The organism is Kosakonia sp. PSU_27 (assembly GCF_039409795.1).
GTDB lineage: Bacteria > Pseudomonadota > Gammaproteobacteria > Enterobacterales > Enterobacteriaceae > Kosakonia.
On sequence record NZ_JBCIVK010000011.1, the window covers coordinates 21,885 to 37,233 of the forward strand.

Sequence of the window (15,349 nt, forward strand, 5' to 3'; positions counted from 1 at the left end):
ATGACTGATATCTGGCTTGCTTCCGGTTCTCCTCGCCGCCAGGAGTTGCTCACCCAACTGGGCGTCACTTTCACGCGTATTGTTCCGGGTATTGAGGAACAGCGTCAGGCGCAGGAGAGCGCCCGCCAGTATGTGTTACGCCTCGCGCGTGAAAAAGCGCAGGCCGGTGTGGCGATGGCCACAAGCGATCTGCCTGTGCTGGGCGCGGACACAATCGTCATATTTAATGGTGAAGTGCTTGAAAAACCAAAAGACTCCTCGCATGCTGCCAGTATGTTGCGCCAGCTTTCCGGGCAAACACATCAGGTGATGACGGCGGTTGCGTTGGCAGATAGCCAGCATGTGCTCGATTGTCTGGTGGAAACAGAAGTGACTTTCAGAGTGTTATCGGAAAAGGATATCGCCGATTACGTCGCCAGCGGGGAACCGCTGGATAAAGCCGGTGCTTATGGCATTCAGGGGCTGGGTGGCTGTTTCGTGAGAAAAATAAACGGTAGTTATCATGCCGTTGTGGGTTTACCGCTGGTGGAAACCTGGGAATTGCTGAGCAATTTTAACGCACTGCGCGAGGGAAAAGATAATCATGACGGCTGAATTGTTGGTCAACGTTACTCCATCGGAAACACGCGTCGCTTATATTGACGGCGGCATTCTGCAGGAAATTCACATCGAGCGCGAAGCACGGCGCGGGATAGTAGGCAATATCTACAAAGGTCGGGTTAGCCGGGTTCTGCCGGGCATGCAGGCGGCTTTTGTAGATATTGGTCTGGAAAAGGCGGCGTTCCTGCACGCCTCCGACATTATGCCGCACACCGAATGCGTTGCCGGGGAAGAGCAGAAAAACTTCACCGTGCGCGACATCTCCGAACTGGTCCGCCAGGGGCAGGACTTAATGGTGCAGGTGGTAAAAGATCCGCTGGGTACTAAAGGTGCGCGCCTGACCACGGATATCACACTGCCATCCCGTTACCTGGTCTTTATGCCGGGCGCTTCGCATGTCGGCGTTTCCCAGCGTATTGAGAGTGAAGCCGAGCGTGAACGCCTTAAGCAGGTCGTTGCGGCGTATTGCGATGAGCAGGGCGGTTTTATTATCCGTACTGCGGCTGAAGGCGTGTGCGAAGAGGATCTCGCCTCCGATGCGGCGTACCTCAAGCGCGTCTGGACGAAGGTGATGGAGCGTAAAAAGCGCCAACAAAGCCGCTGCAAACTTTACGGTGAACTGGCGCTGGCGCAGCGCGTGCTGCGTGATTTCGCCGACGCTCATCTGGATCGTATCCGTGTGGATTCGCGTCTGACGTTTGAAGCGCTGCTGGAGTTCACGGCGGAATACATTCCTGAGATGACCAGCAAGCTCGAACACTACAGCGGCCGTCAGCCGATTTTCGATCTTTACGATGTGGAGAATGAAATTCAGCGCGCGCTGGAGCGCAAAGTGGAACTGAAATCGGGCGGCTATCTGATCATCGATCAAACCGAAGCGATGACCACCGTTGATATCAACACCGGTGCGTTTGTCGGCCATCGCAATCTCGACGACACCATCTTCAACACCAACATTGAAGCCACGCAGGCCATTGCCCGCCAGCTGCGCTTACGCAATCTGGGCGGCATTATCATCATCGATTTTATCGATATGAATAATGACGATCATCGCCGTCGCGTGTTGCACTCGCTGGAGCAGGCGCTGAGCAAAGATCGGGTCAAGACCAGCATTAATGGCTTCTCCCAGCTTGGTCTGGTCGAGATGACGCGCAAACGCACGCGCGAAAGCGTGGAACATGTCCTCTGCAATGAATGCCCCACCTGTCATGGACGCGGCACCGTTAAAACGGTGGAAACCGTGTGCTATGAAATCATGCGCGAGATCGTTCGCGTGCATCATGCTTATGATTCCGATCGTTTCCTGGTTTACGCTTCCCCGGCGGTGGCGGAGGCCCTGAAAGGTGAAGAGTCGCACGCGCTGGCGGAGGTGGAAATCTTCGTTGGCAAGCAGGTAAAAGTGCAAATCGAGCCGCTCTATAATCAGGAGCAGTTTGACGTAGTAATGATGTAATTCGCAGCGTGCTGCGACATGAGCGGGTCTGGGTTTGGTTGACAAGGAGAGAGGCGTGAGGCGACTGCCGGGGATATTGCTGCTTACAGGCGCGACGCTGATTGTTATCGCGGCGCTGCTGGTAAGTGGGCTGCGCCTTGTCCTGCCCCATCTGGATAGCTGGCGCGAGCCCATTCTGGCGCGTATCACCGCACAAACCGGCGTTCCTGTCTCGGCCAGCCAGATACAGGCGCGCTGGGAAAATTTCGGCCCTGAACTGGATGTGCGCGATATTAACGCGACGTTGCCCGATGGCGGCGAGCTGTCGGTCAAACGTGTGACGCTGGCGCTGGATGTCTGGCAAAGCCTGCTGCACATGCGCTGGCAGTTTCGCAATCTCACCTTTTATCAGCTGGTCGCGCATAGCAATACCCCGCTACAACGCAATGACACCGGCGAACCTATCACCACGGATCGCATCAGCGATCTGTTTTTACGCCAGTTCGATCACTTTGATCTGCGCGACAGCCGCATCAGCTTCTTAACGCTCTCCGGGCAGCGCGCTGAGCTGGCGATCCCGCAACTTACCTGGCTTAACGGCAACGATCGTCACCGTGCGGAAGGGCAAGTCAGCCTGTCGAGCCTCACCGGTCAGCACGGCATTATGCAGGTACGCATGGATCTACGTGACGACAACGGGCTGTTGAATAATGGCCGCGTGTGGTTGCAGGCGGACGACATTGATGTCAAACCCTGGCTCGCCAAATGGATGCAGGATAAGGTCGCGCTGGATACCGCGCGCTTCAGCCTTGAAGGCTGGATGACATTAAGCAAAGGTGTGGTGGAAAGCGGCGACGTATGGCTGAAAAAAGGCGGTGCCAGCTGGCAGGGCAATAATACGCAGCACCGCATGACGGTGGATAACCTTACCGCCCATGTCTCTCGTCAGCAGCAGGGCTGGCAGTTTGATGTACCAGTAACGCGTATCGCAATTGATGATCACCCCTGGCCGCAGGGCGCGCTGAGTTTTGCCTGGGTTCCGGCACAGGAAGTGGGCGGTACCAGCAGCGTGCGCAGCGATGAATTGCGCGTACGTGCCAGTAACCTTGAGCTCAGTGGCTTAGAGGGGCTGCTGCCGATTGCGCAGAAAATCTCCCCGGAACTGTATGACATCTGGCATACCATGCAGCCTCGCGGCAAGCTGGAGCAGCTGGCGCTGGATATCCCTTTGCAGGCGACAGAAAAAACGCGCTTCCACGCGCAGTGGCAGGATATTGCCTGGCAACAGTGGGAACTGCTGCCCGGTGTTGAACATCTCAGTGGAACGCTTGCCGGCAGCCTGGAATACGGGCGTTTAACCGCTGATATCGCGCAGGCGAAGATGCCGTATAAGACGGTATTCCCCGAACCGCTGGAGATTGAAAAAGGCGTTGCCACGCTGAACTGGCAGAATAACGAACACGGCTTCCAGTTGGATGGGCGCAATATCGACGTTCAGGCTAATGCCCTGCGCGCACGCGGTGATTTCCGCTATCTCCAGCTGCAAGGTGATGAGCCCTGGTTAGGTATCCTGGCTGGCATCAATGTGACAGATGCCGGGCAAGCCTGGCGCTACTTCCCGGAAAATTTGATGGGTAAAGAGCTGGTAGCGTATCTGAGCTCGTCGATCAAAGGCGGGCAGACGCAAGATGCCACGCTGCTGTTTGGCGGTAATCCTAAGCTCTTCCCGTTTAAGCACAATGAAGGCCAGTTTGAAGTTGCGGTGCCGCTGCGCAACGCGACTTTTGCTTTCCAGCCTGACTGGCCGGCGCTGCAAAACCTCGATATCGATCTCGACTTCCTCAACGACGGCTTGTGGATGAAAAGTAGTCAAGTGGCGCTGGGTGGTGTAACGGCCAGCAACCTGACTGCCAACATCCCGGATTACGTCAAAGAGAAGCTGTTGATTGATGCCGACATTAACGGGCCGGGCAAAGCCGTTGGGCCCTATTTCAAAGAGACGCCGCTGCACGATACGCTGGGTAGTGCGCTGGATGAGCTGCAAATCGATGGTGATGTAAGCGCTCGCTTACATCTTGATATCCCGCTGGACGGCGAGCAGACCGTCGCCAAAGGTGACGTGGCGCTGAACAACAACAGCCTGTTTATCAAGCCGCTTAACAGCACACTGAAGAACCTCAGCGGCAAATTCAGTTTCGAGAACGGTACGCTGAAAAGCGAACCATTACAGGCAACCTGGTTTAACCAACCGGTGAACCTCGATTTCTCCACCACCGAAGGGGATAAAGCCTATCAGGTGGCGGTGAATCTCAACGGAAACTGGCAACCGGCAAAAACCGGCGTTTTACCCCCACAACTTAATGATGCGCTGCGCGGCAGCATCGCATGGAAAGGCGATGTCGGCGTAGAGTTGCCGCACCGTGGCGGCACTACTTACAAGGTCAATATTGACGGCGATCTGGGCAGCCTTGCCAGCACGTTACCGCCGCCGCTGGATAAACCCGCAGGCAAAGCGTTACCGCTGAAGGTAAAGGTAGAAGGGAACCTGCACAGTTTCGATTTAACCGGTAATGCTGGTGGTAACAACCATTTTAACAGCCGCTGGTTGCTGAATAATAAGCTGACGCTCGATCGCGGGATCTGGACCTCGGACAGCCGTACGCTACCACCGCTGCCGGATCAGGCCGGGCTTGAACTCAACTTGCCGGCAATGAACGGCGCGCAGTGGCTGGGTCTGTTCAGGCAGGGCGTGGCAAATAATGTCAGCAGTGCAACCACCTTCCCGCAGAGCATTACGCTGCGTACGCCAGCCCTGACGCTGGGCGGGCAGCAGTGGAATAACCTCAGCATTGTTTCGCAGCCGCAAGATTCGGGTTCGACCATTGAAGCGCAGGGGCGCGAAATCAGCGGTACATTGACGATCCATGATAATGCGCCGTGGCAGGCCGCGATCCGCTACCTCTACTACAACCCGTCGAACACGGCACCGAATGATGATGACATCTCTTCCCCTTCAACGCTGTTGCGCGGTCAGACACGGATCGATTTTACCGGCTGGCCGGATTTGCAACTGCGTTGCGCAGAGTGCTGGCTGTGGGGGCAAAAATATGGTCGCATCGATGGCGATTTCGCCATTCAGGGCGATACGCTGACGCTGGCGAACGGCCTGGTGGACAGCGGCACTGCGCGGCTCACCGCCGACGGTGAATGGGTCAACCGTGAAGGCGCGGAGCGTACTTCACTAAAAGGCGTGCTGCGCGGCGAGAAAATTGATTCTGCAATGGGCTTTTTTGGCATACCGACACCGGTGCGTGATTCATCGTTTGATATTAATTATGACCTGCACTGGCGCAGCACTCCGTGGCAACCGCAGGAGGAGTCGCTCAATGGCATCCTGCGTACGCGTCTTGGCAAAGGCAAAATTACCGATATCAGCACCGGCCATGCCGGGCAGTTGCTGCGCCTGTTCAGCGTCGACTCGCTGTGGCGTAAATTGCGTTTTGATTTCAGCGATACCTTCAGCAGCGAGGGGTTCTGGTTTGATTCCATTCGCAGCACGGCGTGGATCAAGGATGGTGTGCTGCATACCGACGATACGCTGGTGGACGGTCTGGAAGCGGATATCGCCATGAAAGGCTCGGTGAATTTGGTGCGCCGCGAGCTGGATATGGAAGCGGTGGTTGCGCCAGAAATTTCCACGACTGTCGGTGTGGCGGCGGCCTTTGCCGTTAACCCGATTGTCGGTGCGGCGGTGTTTGCCGCCAGCAAAGTGCTGGGGCCTCTGTGGAACAAAGTCTCGATTCTGCGCTACCGCATTACTGGCCCGGTCGATCAGCCGCAAATCAACGAAGTCCTGCGCCAGCCGCGTACGGACAAAAAGCAATGATTTGACGGCATCGGCGAATTGCCTCAAGCTCCTTATATCGCACTTTTTATTGCCCGCAGTGGCGGCAACGACGAGAAAAAATGATGAGTCTTAATCTGGTAAGTGAACAACTTCTGGCAGCGAACGGCCTGAGCCATCAGGATCTGTTTGCTATCCTCGGTCAACTGACCGCGCGTCGTCTTGATTACGGCGATCTCTATTTCCAGTCGAGCTATCACGAATCCTGGGTTTTAGAAGACAGCATCATTAAAGATGGTTCTTACAATATCGACCAGGGCGTGGGCGTGCGCGCCGTCAGCGGTGAGAAAACCGGTTTTGCGTATGCGGACCAAATCAGCCTGCTGGCGCTGGAACAGAGCGCGCAGGCTGCGCGTACCATCGTGCGGGAAGAGGGCGATGGCAAAGTGAAAACGCTGGGCGCGGTTGAGCATCAAAGCCTTTATACCAGCATCGATCCGCTGCAAAGCATGAGCCGGGAAGAGAAGCTCGATATTCTGCGTCGCGTGGATAAAACAGCGCGCGCGGCGGATAAACGCGTGCAGGAAGTGACCGCCAGCCTGACTGGCGTTTACGAACTCATTCTGGTGGCGGCGACCGATGGTACGCTGGCGGCGGACGTTCGCCCGCTGGTGCGGCTTTCCGTGAGCGTACAGGTTGAAGACGACGGCAAACGCGAGCGCGGCTCCAGCGGCGGCGGCGGTCGTTTTGGTTATGACTGGTTCTTGCAGGATGTGGATGGCGACGTTCGTGCGGATGCGTGGGCGAAAGAAGCCGTGCGTATGGCGTTGGTCAATCTTTCTGCCGTTGCCGCGCCTGCGGGCACGCTGCCGGTGGTGCTGGGCGCGGGCTGGCCGGGCGTATTGCTGCACGAAGCGGTTGGACACGGGCTGGAAGGCGACTTCAACCGCCGTGGAACATCGGTATTTAGCGGCCAGATGGGGCAGCTGGTGGCCTCAGAACTGTGTACCGTTGTGGACGACGGCACCATCGCCGATCGTCGTGGTTCTGTGGCGATTGATGATGAAGGAACGCCGGGCCAGTACAACGTGCTTATCGAAAACGGCGTGTTGAAAGGCTATATGCAGGACAAACTCAACGCGCGTCTGATGGGCGTCAAGCCGACCGGTAACGGGCGTCGTGAATCTTACGCGCATCTGCCGATGCCGCGTATGACCAACACCTATATGCTGGCGGGCAAATCAACGCCGCAGGAGATTATCGAATCTGTCGACTACGGCATCTACGCCCCGAATTTTGGCGGCGGCCAGGTCGATATCACTTCCGGTAAATTCGTCTTCTCCACTTCTGAGGCGTATCTGATTGAAAAAGGTAAGGTCACCAAAGCGGTGAAAGGCGCAACGCTGATTGGCTCCGGTATCGAAGCGATGCAGCAGATCTCCATGGTGGGTAACGATCTGAAGCTGGATAATGGCGTTGGCGTCTGCGGCAAAGAGGGGCAGAGCCTGCCAGTGGGGGTGGGCCAACCGACGCTGAAAGTCGATAACCTGACCGTCGGCGGTACGGCTTAACGCTCTTCTCACCCTCTTCGCACGAAGAGGGTGACTCTCACTCTATCACACGCTGCGTCCCTGCATTCCCTGGTACACCTTCGCCACTTCAATAAAGTAATCCGTCAGATAGTTAATACACACCTGCACTTTTAGCGGCAGCTTATCTTTTTCGGTATAGAGCGCATAAACCGGGCGCGGATCCGACTGGTAGCGCGGCAGCAGGATCTCAAGTTGACCGCTGTTGATCTCGTCGATCACCCACATTAACGGCACGAATGCGATCCCGGCGCCTGCCGTCAGCCAGCGCGTGAGCGTCATCGGATCGTTAGTGACAAAACGCCCTTGTGGAATTAATCGCGTGGCGATCCCTTCTGGTGCCACCAGCTCAAATTCGTTATCCGGACGCACGCTGTATTCCAGCCATGAGTGGTTAACCATATCCGCTGGCTTTTCAGGAATGCCGTACTGGGCGAGGTAACTTTTTGCCGCGCAAACCACCATTGGCATCGCCCCAAGGCGGCGGGAGAAGAGGCTGGAATCCTGCAATGCGCCGACGCGGATCACCAGATCCAGACCGTCAGCGATAAGATCCGGCGCCGGGATACCCGTGACGAGATTTACCGACAAACCCGGATGCTCTTTGAGCATGTCGGCGGTCATTTTTGCCAGCACATTTTGCGCCATGGTTGAAGAACTGCCGATACGCAGCGTACCGATGGGTGTGTTGTTAAAGGCGTAAAGCTGCTCGTGAACATCCTGCACTTCATGCAGCATCCGGCGGCAACCCTGATAGTAAATCTTCCCCGCTTCGGTGAGGCCCAGACTGCGCGTGCTGCGGTTTAGCAGCTTTACCTGCAACTCATCTTCAAGTTTGGCGACGGTCTGGCTGATGGAGGAAACACTCATTTGTAGCTGTCGGGCAGCGGCGGTAAACGAACCTAATTCCACCACTTTGGCAAACACCGACATGCGTTTTAGTCGTTCCATTATTCACTCTGAGTTAAAAGTGATTTAGATCACATAATATAGATAACAGCATAACAGTTACGTTAATATACTATCTATTAAGAATATTCACGTCACTCTCGCCTGGCTCTCCTTGCCCTTACTCCTGCGGTGACGTTAGAACGAATTGTCACCTGCACGCTGTCTAATCAAGGTCAACATGAGTCTGTTTCCCGTCATCGTGGTGTTCGGTTTGTCGTTCCCACCGATTTTTGTCGAATTAATTTTGTCACTAGCGATCTTCTGGCTGGTGCGCCGGATGCTGGTCCCCACCGGGATCTATGACTTTGTCTGGCACCCGGCGCTGTTTAACACTGCGCTGTATTGCTGCCTTTTTTACCTGCTGTCGCGCCTGTTTGTTTGAGGTAGAAGTGAAAACACTAACAAGAAATATCTCTCGCACCGCTATCACTATGGTGCTGGTGATCCTGGCGTTCATCGCGATTTTCCGCGCCTGGGTTTATTACACCGAATCGCCCTGGACGCGCGACGCGCGCTTTAGTGCCGACGTCGTCGCTATCGCGCCGGATGTCACTGGGCTTGTCACCGCCGTTAATGTGCATGACAACCAACTGGTGAAAGAGGGCCAGGTGCTGTTCACCATCGATCAACCGCGTTACCAAAAAGCGCTGGCGGAAGATGAAGCCGATGTCGCCTACTACGAAGCGCTGGTGGCGGAGAAACGCCGCGAAGCCGGGCGGCGTAATCAGTTAGGCGTACAGGCCATGTCGCGCGAAGAGATCGACCAGGCCAATAACACCCTGCAAACCGTGCTGCATCAGCTGGCCAAAGCCCAGGCGGCACGCGATCTGGCGAAGCTGGATCTGGAGCGTACGATCATTCGAGCACCGGCCGATGGTTGGGTCACGAACCTGAATGTGTATGCCGGTGAATTTATTACCCGGGGTTCCACCGCGGTGGCGCTGGTGAAACAACACACGTTCTACGTTCTGGCGTACATGGAAGAGACCAAGCTGGAAGGCGTGCGTCCGGGTTATCGCGCGGAGATCACCCCGCTTGGCAGCAACCTGGTATTGAAAGGGACGGTGGATAGCATCGCCGCAGGCGTCACGAACGCCAGCAGCAGCAATGACAGCAAAGGCATGGCGACCGTCGATTCCAACCTTGAATGGGTGCGGCTGGCGCAGCGTGTGCCGGTGCGCATTCGTCTCGACAAACAACAAGGCAACCTGTGGCCGGCGGGCACCACCGCGACGGTGGTGGTGACGGGTAAATCCGATCGTGATGAAAGCCAGGATTCGTTCTTTCGCAAAATGGCGCATCGCCTGCGTGAGCTGGGGTAATCGCTATGGGGCTGTTATCCATTGCCAGCCAGCATTTGCGTTTTGCTTTCAAGCTGGCCTTTGCCGTCGTACTGGCACTGTTTGTTGGCTTTCACTTTCAGCTTGAAACCCCGCGCTGGGCGGTGTTAACCGCGGCGATTGTCGCGGCGGGACCCGCTTTTGCCGCCGGTGGCGAGCCCTATTCCGGGGCGATTCGCTACCGGGGGATGTTGCGTATTGTCGGCACCTTTATCGGCTGTATCGCCGGGCTGGCCATTATCATCATGCTGATCCGCACCCCGCTTCTGATGTTAATGGTGTGCTGTGTCTGGGCCGGGTTTTGTACCTGGGTCTCGTCGCTGGTGCGCGTTGAAAACTCTTACGCCTGGGGGCTGGCGGGTTATACCGCGTTAATTATTGTCGTCACCATTCAGACGGAACCACTGCTGGCACCGCAATTTGCCGTTGAGCGGTGCAGTGAAATCGTGGTGGGCATTCTCTGCGCGATTGTTGCCGATCTGCTCTTTTCCCCGCGCTCCGTCAAACAGGAAATTGACCGCGAGCTGGATAGCCTGCTGCTGGCGCACTATCAACTGATGCAGTTGTGTATCAAACATGGTGACAGCGAAGAGGTGGACAAAGCCTGGGCTGGGCTGGTGCGCCGTACCACGGCACTTGAAGGGATGCGCAGCAATCTGAATATTGAGTCTTCCCGTTGGGGACGCGCTAACCGCCGCCTGAAAGTGATCAATACCCTGTCGCTGACGCTCATCACCCAGGCGTGTGAAACCTATCTGATTCAGAACACCCGTCCGGAGCTTATCACCGACACGTTTCGCGAGCTGTTTGCCGAGCCGGTCGATAACGTGCAGGAGATGCACAAGCAGTTAAAAAGAATGCGCCGGGTCATTGCCTGGACCGGTGAGCGGGAAACGCCAGTTACTATTTATAGCTGGGTTGGTGCAGCGACCCGCTATCTGCTGCTAAAACGCGGTGTGATTGGCAACGCGAAAATCAGCGCTGTTGAAGAAGAGGTTCTGCAGGGCGAAGTGGTGGTGAAAGCAGAATCAGCCGAACGCCACCATGCGATGGTTAACTTCTGGCGCACCACGCTTTCTTGCATGCTGGGCACCTTGTTCTGGCTGTGGACCGGCTGGACATCCGGCAGCGGTTCGATGGTGATGATCGCGGTGGTCACGTCGCTGGCGATGCGTCTGCCCAACCCGAAAATGGTGGCGAAAGACTTCATTTACGGCATGTTATGGGCGCTGCCGATTGGTTCGTTTTATTACCTGGTTATCCTGCCATCGACGCAACAAAGCATGCTGCTGCTGTGTATTAGCCTGGCGGTACTGGCATTCTTTATTGGTATTGAAGTGCAAAAAAGGCGGCTGGGTTCAATGGCGACGCTGGCGGGCACCATTAATATTCTGGTGCTCGATAATCCGATGACCTTTAAATTCAGCCAGTTTCTTGATAACGCGCTGGGTCAGCTGGTTGGCGTGGTTCTGGCGATGGTCGTGCTTTTGCTGGTGCGCGATAACTCCCAGGCGCGCACCGGGCGCATGCTGTTGAACCAGTTTGTTTCCGCTGCTGTCTCGGCAATGACCACCAATACTGCGCGGCGCAAAGAGAACCATCTGCCCGCGCTGTATCAACAGCTTTTCTTGCTGCTGAATAAATTTCCTGGTGATATCGCGAAGTTTCGCCTCGCGCTGACGTTGATTATTGCGCATCAGCGCCTGCGGGATGCGCCGGTGCCGATTAATGATGATCTTTCGGCTTTTCATCGCCAGTTACGGCGTACGGCGTCACAAGTGATATCCGCAGGTAACGACACGAAACGTCGCCGTTACTTCACCCAGTTGCTGGAAGAACTGGATATCTACCAGCACAAGCTACATCACTGGAACGCACCGCCGCAGGTTACCGAGCCGGTACACCGGCTAACAGGTATGTTGCACAAATATCAACATGCACTGACCAGCAGTTAATGCCAAACCGACGCCAAAAGCGTCGGTTTTTTTATAGCTATACTTTCCAGAAGTTTTTATAAACCGCAGATCGGGAGGACAAATGACAACGCAGTCACTGCAGGACAACGCGCTTTTTCAGACCGGCTATCTGATTGATGGGGTCTGGAAAACGCTGGACACCACCTTTGACGTTCTGAATCCGGCTACGGGTGAAACTATCGCGAAAGTTGCCAAAGCAGGTAAGAAAGAGACAGAAGAAGCCATTGCCGCCGCAACGCGCGCTTTTCCCGCATGGCGGGCGAAAACCGCGAAAGAGCGTTCGACCATTTTGTACCGCTGGTATGAATTGATCATTGAAAACAAAAGCTGGCTGGGCAGATTGATGACCACTGAGCAGGGCAAACCATTGAAAGAAGCGGAAGGTGAAGTCGACTATGCCGCCAGCTTTATTCAGTGGTTTGCTGAGCAGGCGAAACGCGCAAACGGTGAAATTATCCCGCCCATTAAACCAGGCTCACGCATTCTGGCGACGCGAGAACCGATTGGCGTGGTGGCCGCGATTACACCGTGGAATTTCCCGATGGCGATGTTGACCCGCAAACTGGGGCCCGCGCTGGCGGCAGGCTGTACCGGCGTTATCAAACCGGCGAATAACACGCCGCTTAGCGCTTTTGCGTTGCTGGCGCTGGCGAAAAAAGCCGGTGTGCCGGATGGCGTGCTGAATGCCGTTGCCGGGAACACGTCTGAAATCAGCGATGCCATTATGGCCAGCCATGACGTGCGCAAAATCTCGTTCACCGGCTCGACGGCGGTGGGGAAAACGCTGGTGCGCAACGCGGCTGAAACCATGAAAAAAGTGTCGATGGAGCTGGGAGGGAATGCGCCTTATATCGTGTTTGAGGATGCTGACATTGACGCTGCGGTGCAGGGTGCTATCGCCAATAAATTCCGTAATGCGGGGCAGGTGTGCGTCAGCGTTAACCGCTTCTATATCCATGAATCTGTCTACGACACCTTTACGCAAAAACTGACAGAGGCTGTTAATGCATTAAAAGTGGGGAATGGTCTGGATGAAGGGGTGGTTGTCGGACCGCTGATTGAACGCGCTGCGGTGGATAAAGTGCGCGAGCACGTCGACGATGCCGTCGCCAAAGGGGCGAAAGTATTGGCCGGCGGTAAACCGCACAGCCTCGGCGGAAACTTCTGGCAGCCAACGGTGCTGGGTGATTGCAGCGATGGCATGAAACTGGCGCAGGAAGAGACGTTTGGTCCGGTAGCTGCCTGTTTCCGTTTCACCAGCGAAGAGGAGGTGGTGCAGCGCGCCAACGCAACACCGTTTGGTCTGGCCGCCTATTTCTATACGCAGAACCTGCAGCGGGTATTCCGCGTTTCGCAGGCGATCGAAAGCGGCATGATCGGCATTAACGAGTGCGCGGTATCAACGGAGCTGGGGCCGTTTGGCGGGGTGAAAGAATCCGGTCTCGGCCGGGAAGGTTCTGTGCTGGGGCTGGAAGAGTTTCTGGAAGTGAAAACTCTGCACCTTGGGGGATTGTAATCATGCGGGCGGCGTCTGCCTCCCTGTTGGGCTGATGGCGGAAAATGAATATCTACACTTTCGATTTTAAACATATTGACGATCAAAGTGCTTTCTACCGCGAGTTTAGCCGCCAGTTCGCTATTGAGCGCGAGAAAGTTCACGATCTGGATTCCCTGTGGGACATGGTGATGGATGGCGCGCTGCCTTTGCCGCTGGAAATTGAATTTATTCATCTGCCGGAAAAAAAGCGCCGCCGTTTTGGGGCATTGATCCTGCTATTTGATGAAGCGGAAGAGGAGCTGGAAGGCGAGCTGCGGTTTAATGTGCGGTGAGCGAAGGCAAAAAAAAGCCCCTGACAGGCAGGGGCAAGTCGTCGGACAAGACGACGAGGGTTTATTTATACAGTTCAGCTGTAACGTGGGTGCTATCCCCCGTACGTGCTTCAATAATACGGTAGCTGCTCGCGCCAGCCTGATCGGCTTTAGCAGAGAGCTCCTGGCGAATGTCCATCGGGACGCCCGCTCTTTGGGAAATAGAAACACTGCCGATAGATTGCAGGTTGCTGGCTTGATCGCTGTTAACAAGCGTTGCGGCGCTCGCGCCGAAAGAGATCAGGGATGCAAGGCCAAGGGATGCGATGATGGTATTACGTTTCATTGTCTGTCTCCTTTAGAGAGGCTCAACGGCGAGAAGGATTGAACTGCTATTTTTATGCCTGGTGCCGTTGAGGGACGAATACATAGGGTTATCGGTAAAACTTATTTGTACAGCTCTGCGGTTGCGTGCCACTGGTCGCCGCTACGTGCTTCAATAATGCGGTAAGCTGACGCACCTTGTTCTTCCGCTTTTTTGCTCAGTTGCGCGTTCATGTCCATCGGTGATGCGGTGACAGAACCGATAGAAACAGTACCCAGCGACTGGCGAGATTGCGCCTGTTCCGCGTTGATGGAATCCGCCGCGAAAGCGCCAAATGACAGGGCTGAAAGGATACTCAGTGTTGCAACGGTTGATTTGATATTCATGTCTCTTACCTCGTCGTATTCTTTTCTTTAAATTTTTCGGAGGGCCTTGTTTCGTGACCCTCATCACAAAATCAAGTATACACTAGTCACGCGAATAATTAATACCAAGCTAATTATAACCATTATGAATTGGAATATGATTTGTGGTTTTATATTGCTTAAAGGCATAAAAGACAGCATTCAGGTAAGAATTTAGTTAACGATAGTTAAGAAAATCATATGGATAGCTGAATTTGATTTTTTGTGCGGTGGTATACGCTGGGAAAGGGAGGTGAAACCATAAATCGCACTAACTGCTAAGTTAGCGGTAGGTGAAAAGTCGAATTGTGGAGCGAAAAGCCGAACATTCCCCCGCGAGCGAAGCCGGGGGAGAGATGTTAATTACAGTTCTTGTTCGAACAGTACCAGAATCGCTTCGTAGAGATCTTTCACCGTGAAGCCTTTGGCTGGTGTGGTGAAAATAGTGTCATCCCCGGCGATGGTACCAAGGATGCCTTCCGCTTTACCCAGAGAGTCCAGCAGACGCGCAATCAGCTGCGCAGCGCCAGGGCTGGTGTGGATCACCACGACGGCATCATTGTAATCGATATCCAGCACCAGGTTTTTCAGCGGGCTGGAGGTCGTGGGAACGCCCAGTTCGATTGGCAGGCAGTAAACCATTTCCATTTTCGCGTTGCGCGTGCGCACCGCGCCGAATTTGGTCAGCATGCGAGAGACTTTAGACTGATTGATATTGTCGAAGCCCTCTTCTTGCAGAGCCTGAACAATTTCTCCCTGAGAACTGAATTTCTCTTCTTTAAGAAGCGCCTTAAACGCTTTAACTAATTCTTCTTGTTTTGCCGAGCTTCGCATAAGTCACCCGTAATATGGCCGTGAAAACAACATTATTATGCATATTGATGAATTTTTATGCAAATATTCTCGCGAGGGAATTTCTGAAAACTGCTGAGAAGGCGCGAAGTTTATCAAATCCTGTGATGAAGCACAGCCACATGTGTCTTACGTCGCAAATAAGATTAAAAAGTAAATTAAATGTTATAAAGTTGATGTTATTTTGGTGAATATCGCAGCTATATTATAGACTCTGAGTGTTAGTT

At 54.7% G+C, this 15,349-nt stretch carries 13 protein-coding genes; 9 read left to right on the top strand and 4 right to left on the bottom strand.

The window, feature by feature from the left end:
* The 4 genes from AAIG26_RS22010 (at position 1) to tldD (ending at position 7,447) form a co-directional block, all read left to right on the top strand.
* The gene (locus tag AAIG26_RS22010; RefSeq protein WP_020455465.1) at positions 1 to 594 is read left to right on the top strand and encodes a nucleoside triphosphate pyrophosphatase; all 594 of its coding nucleotides are present in this window, start codon (positions 1 to 3) and stop codon (positions 592 to 594) included.
* Positions 584 to 2,053 (top strand): ribonuclease G, encoded by a 1,470-nt coding sequence (gene rng / locus AAIG26_RS22015; protein WP_017457292.1) that lies wholly within the window; start codon positions 584 to 586, stop codon positions 2,051 to 2,053. Before AAIG26_RS22010 ends, rng begins: the two co-directional genes overlap by 11 nt.
* A gap of 55 nt (positions 2,054 to 2,108) precedes the next feature.
* On the top strand, positions 2,109 to 5,918 hold the full coding sequence (gene yhdP, locus AAIG26_RS22020; RefSeq protein WP_343181489.1) for an AsmA2 domain-containing protein YhdP: 3,810 nt from the start codon (positions 2,109 to 2,111) through the stop codon (positions 5,916 to 5,918).
* Between the two features lie 83 nt (positions 5,919 to 6,001).
* Positions 6,002 to 7,447 (top strand): metalloprotease TldD, encoded by a 1,446-nt coding sequence (gene tldD, locus AAIG26_RS22025; protein WP_044489503.1) that lies wholly within the window; start codon positions 6,002 to 6,004, stop codon positions 7,445 to 7,447.
* Positions 7,448 to 7,492: 45 nt separating this feature from the next.
* Here the strand turns inward: tldD and aaeR are convergent, their stop codons facing one another.
* On the bottom strand, positions 7,493 to 8,416 hold the full coding sequence (aaeR, locus tag AAIG26_RS22030) for an HTH-type transcriptional activator AaeR (protein ID WP_044489502.1): 924 nt from the start codon (positions 8,414 to 8,416) through the stop codon (positions 7,493 to 7,495).
* Positions 8,417 to 8,594: 178 nt separating this feature from the next.
* On the opposite strand from aaeR, the gene aaeX reads away from it, so the two are divergent.
* From aaeX to AAIG26_RS22055, 5 genes are all read left to right on the top strand, one after another.
* On the top strand, positions 8,595 to 8,798 hold the full coding sequence (gene aaeX, locus AAIG26_RS22035; protein WP_020455461.1) for a p-hydroxybenzoic acid efflux pump operon protein AaeX: 204 nt from the start codon (positions 8,595 to 8,597) through the stop codon (positions 8,796 to 8,798).
* A gap of 7 nt (positions 8,799 to 8,805) precedes the next feature.
* Positions 8,806 to 9,738, top strand: coding sequence for a p-hydroxybenzoic acid efflux pump subunit AaeA (gene aaeA / locus AAIG26_RS22040; RefSeq protein ID WP_045512708.1), 933 nt, complete (start codon positions 8,806 to 8,808; stop codon positions 9,736 to 9,738).
* Positions 9,739 to 9,743: 5 nt separating this feature from the next.
* The gene (aaeB, locus tag AAIG26_RS22045) at positions 9,744 to 11,711 is read left to right on the top strand and encodes a p-hydroxybenzoic acid efflux pump subunit AaeB (RefSeq protein WP_343181492.1); all 1,968 of its coding nucleotides are present in this window, start codon (positions 9,744 to 9,746) and stop codon (positions 11,709 to 11,711) included.
* A gap of 82 nt (positions 11,712 to 11,793) precedes the next feature.
* Positions 11,794 to 13,248: an NAD-dependent succinate-semialdehyde dehydrogenase gene (locus AAIG26_RS22050; protein WP_343181494.1), complete on the top strand. Its 1,455-nt coding sequence runs from the start codon at positions 11,794 to 11,796 to the stop codon at positions 13,246 to 13,248.
* A gap of 44 nt (positions 13,249 to 13,292) precedes the next feature.
* Positions 13,293 to 13,562 carry a barstar family protein gene (locus AAIG26_RS22055; RefSeq protein ID WP_343181496.1) on the top strand — a complete coding sequence of 90 codons (270 nt, stop codon included), beginning with the start codon at positions 13,293 to 13,295 and terminating at the stop codon, positions 13,560 to 13,562.
* A gap of 61 nt (positions 13,563 to 13,623) precedes the next feature.
* Here AAIG26_RS22055 and yhcN (AAIG26_RS22060) read toward each other — a convergent pair whose 3' ends face one another.
* From yhcN (AAIG26_RS22060) to argR, 3 genes are all read right to left on the bottom strand, one after another.
* The gene (gene yhcN, locus AAIG26_RS22060; RefSeq protein ID WP_343181497.1) at positions 13,624 to 13,887 is read right to left on the bottom strand and encodes a peroxide/acid stress response protein YhcN; all 264 of its coding nucleotides are present in this window, start codon (positions 13,885 to 13,887) and stop codon (positions 13,624 to 13,626) included.
* 101 nt (positions 13,888 to 13,988) lie between these two features.
* Entirely contained in the window at positions 13,989 to 14,252 is a 264-nt protein-coding gene (gene yhcN / locus AAIG26_RS22065; RefSeq protein ID WP_017457302.1) for a peroxide/acid stress response protein YhcN, read from the bottom strand.
* 381 nt (positions 14,253 to 14,633) lie between these two features.
* A complete protein-coding gene (gene argR / locus AAIG26_RS22070) occupies positions 14,634 to 15,104 on the bottom strand; it encodes a transcriptional regulator ArgR (protein WP_017457303.1) in 471 nt (156 codons plus the stop codon).
* Between the last annotated feature and the right edge of the window lie 245 nt (positions 15,105 to 15,349).

What these genes read in the sequence shown, in the direction of transcription:
- tldD (WP_044489503.1), top strand. Translation starts at nt 6,002, where the DNA reads ATGAGTCTTAATCTGGTAAGTGAACAACTTCTGGCAGCGAACGGCCTG.
- aaeX (WP_020455461.1), top strand. Translation starts at nt 8,595, where the DNA reads ATGAGTCTGTTTCCCGTCATCGTGGTGTTCGGTTTGTCGTTCCCACCG.
- rng (WP_017457292.1), top strand. Translation starts at nt 584, where the DNA reads ATGACGGCTGAATTGTTGGTCAACGTTACTCCATCGGAAACACGCGTC.
- aaeB (WP_343181492.1), top strand. Translation starts at nt 9,744, where the DNA reads ATGGGGCTGTTATCCATTGCCAGCCAGCATTTGCGTTTTGCTTTCAAG.
- aaeR (WP_044489502.1), bottom strand. Translation starts at nt 8,416, where the DNA reads ATGGAACGACTAAAACGCATGTCGGTGTTTGCCAAAGTGGTGGAATTA.
- argR (WP_017457303.1), bottom strand. Translation starts at nt 15,104, where the DNA reads ATGCGAAGCTCGGCAAAACAAGAAGAATTAGTTAAAGCGTTTAAGGCG.
- AAIG26_RS22055 (WP_343181496.1), top strand. Translation starts at nt 13,293, where the DNA reads ATGAATATCTACACTTTCGATTTTAAACATATTGACGATCAAAGTGCT.
- AAIG26_RS22010 (WP_020455465.1), top strand. Translation starts at nt 1, where the DNA reads ATGACTGATATCTGGCTTGCTTCCGGTTCTCCTCGCCGCCAGGAGTTG.
- yhcN (WP_017457302.1), bottom strand. Translation starts at nt 14,252, where the DNA reads ATGAATATCAAATCAACCGTTGCAACACTGAGTATCCTTTCAGCCCTG.
- AAIG26_RS22050 (WP_343181494.1), top strand. Translation starts at nt 11,794, where the DNA reads ATGACAACGCAGTCACTGCAGGACAACGCGCTTTTTCAGACCGGCTAT.
- yhcN (WP_343181497.1), bottom strand. Translation starts at nt 13,887, where the DNA reads ATGAAACGTAATACCATCATCGCATCCCTTGGCCTTGCATCCCTGATC.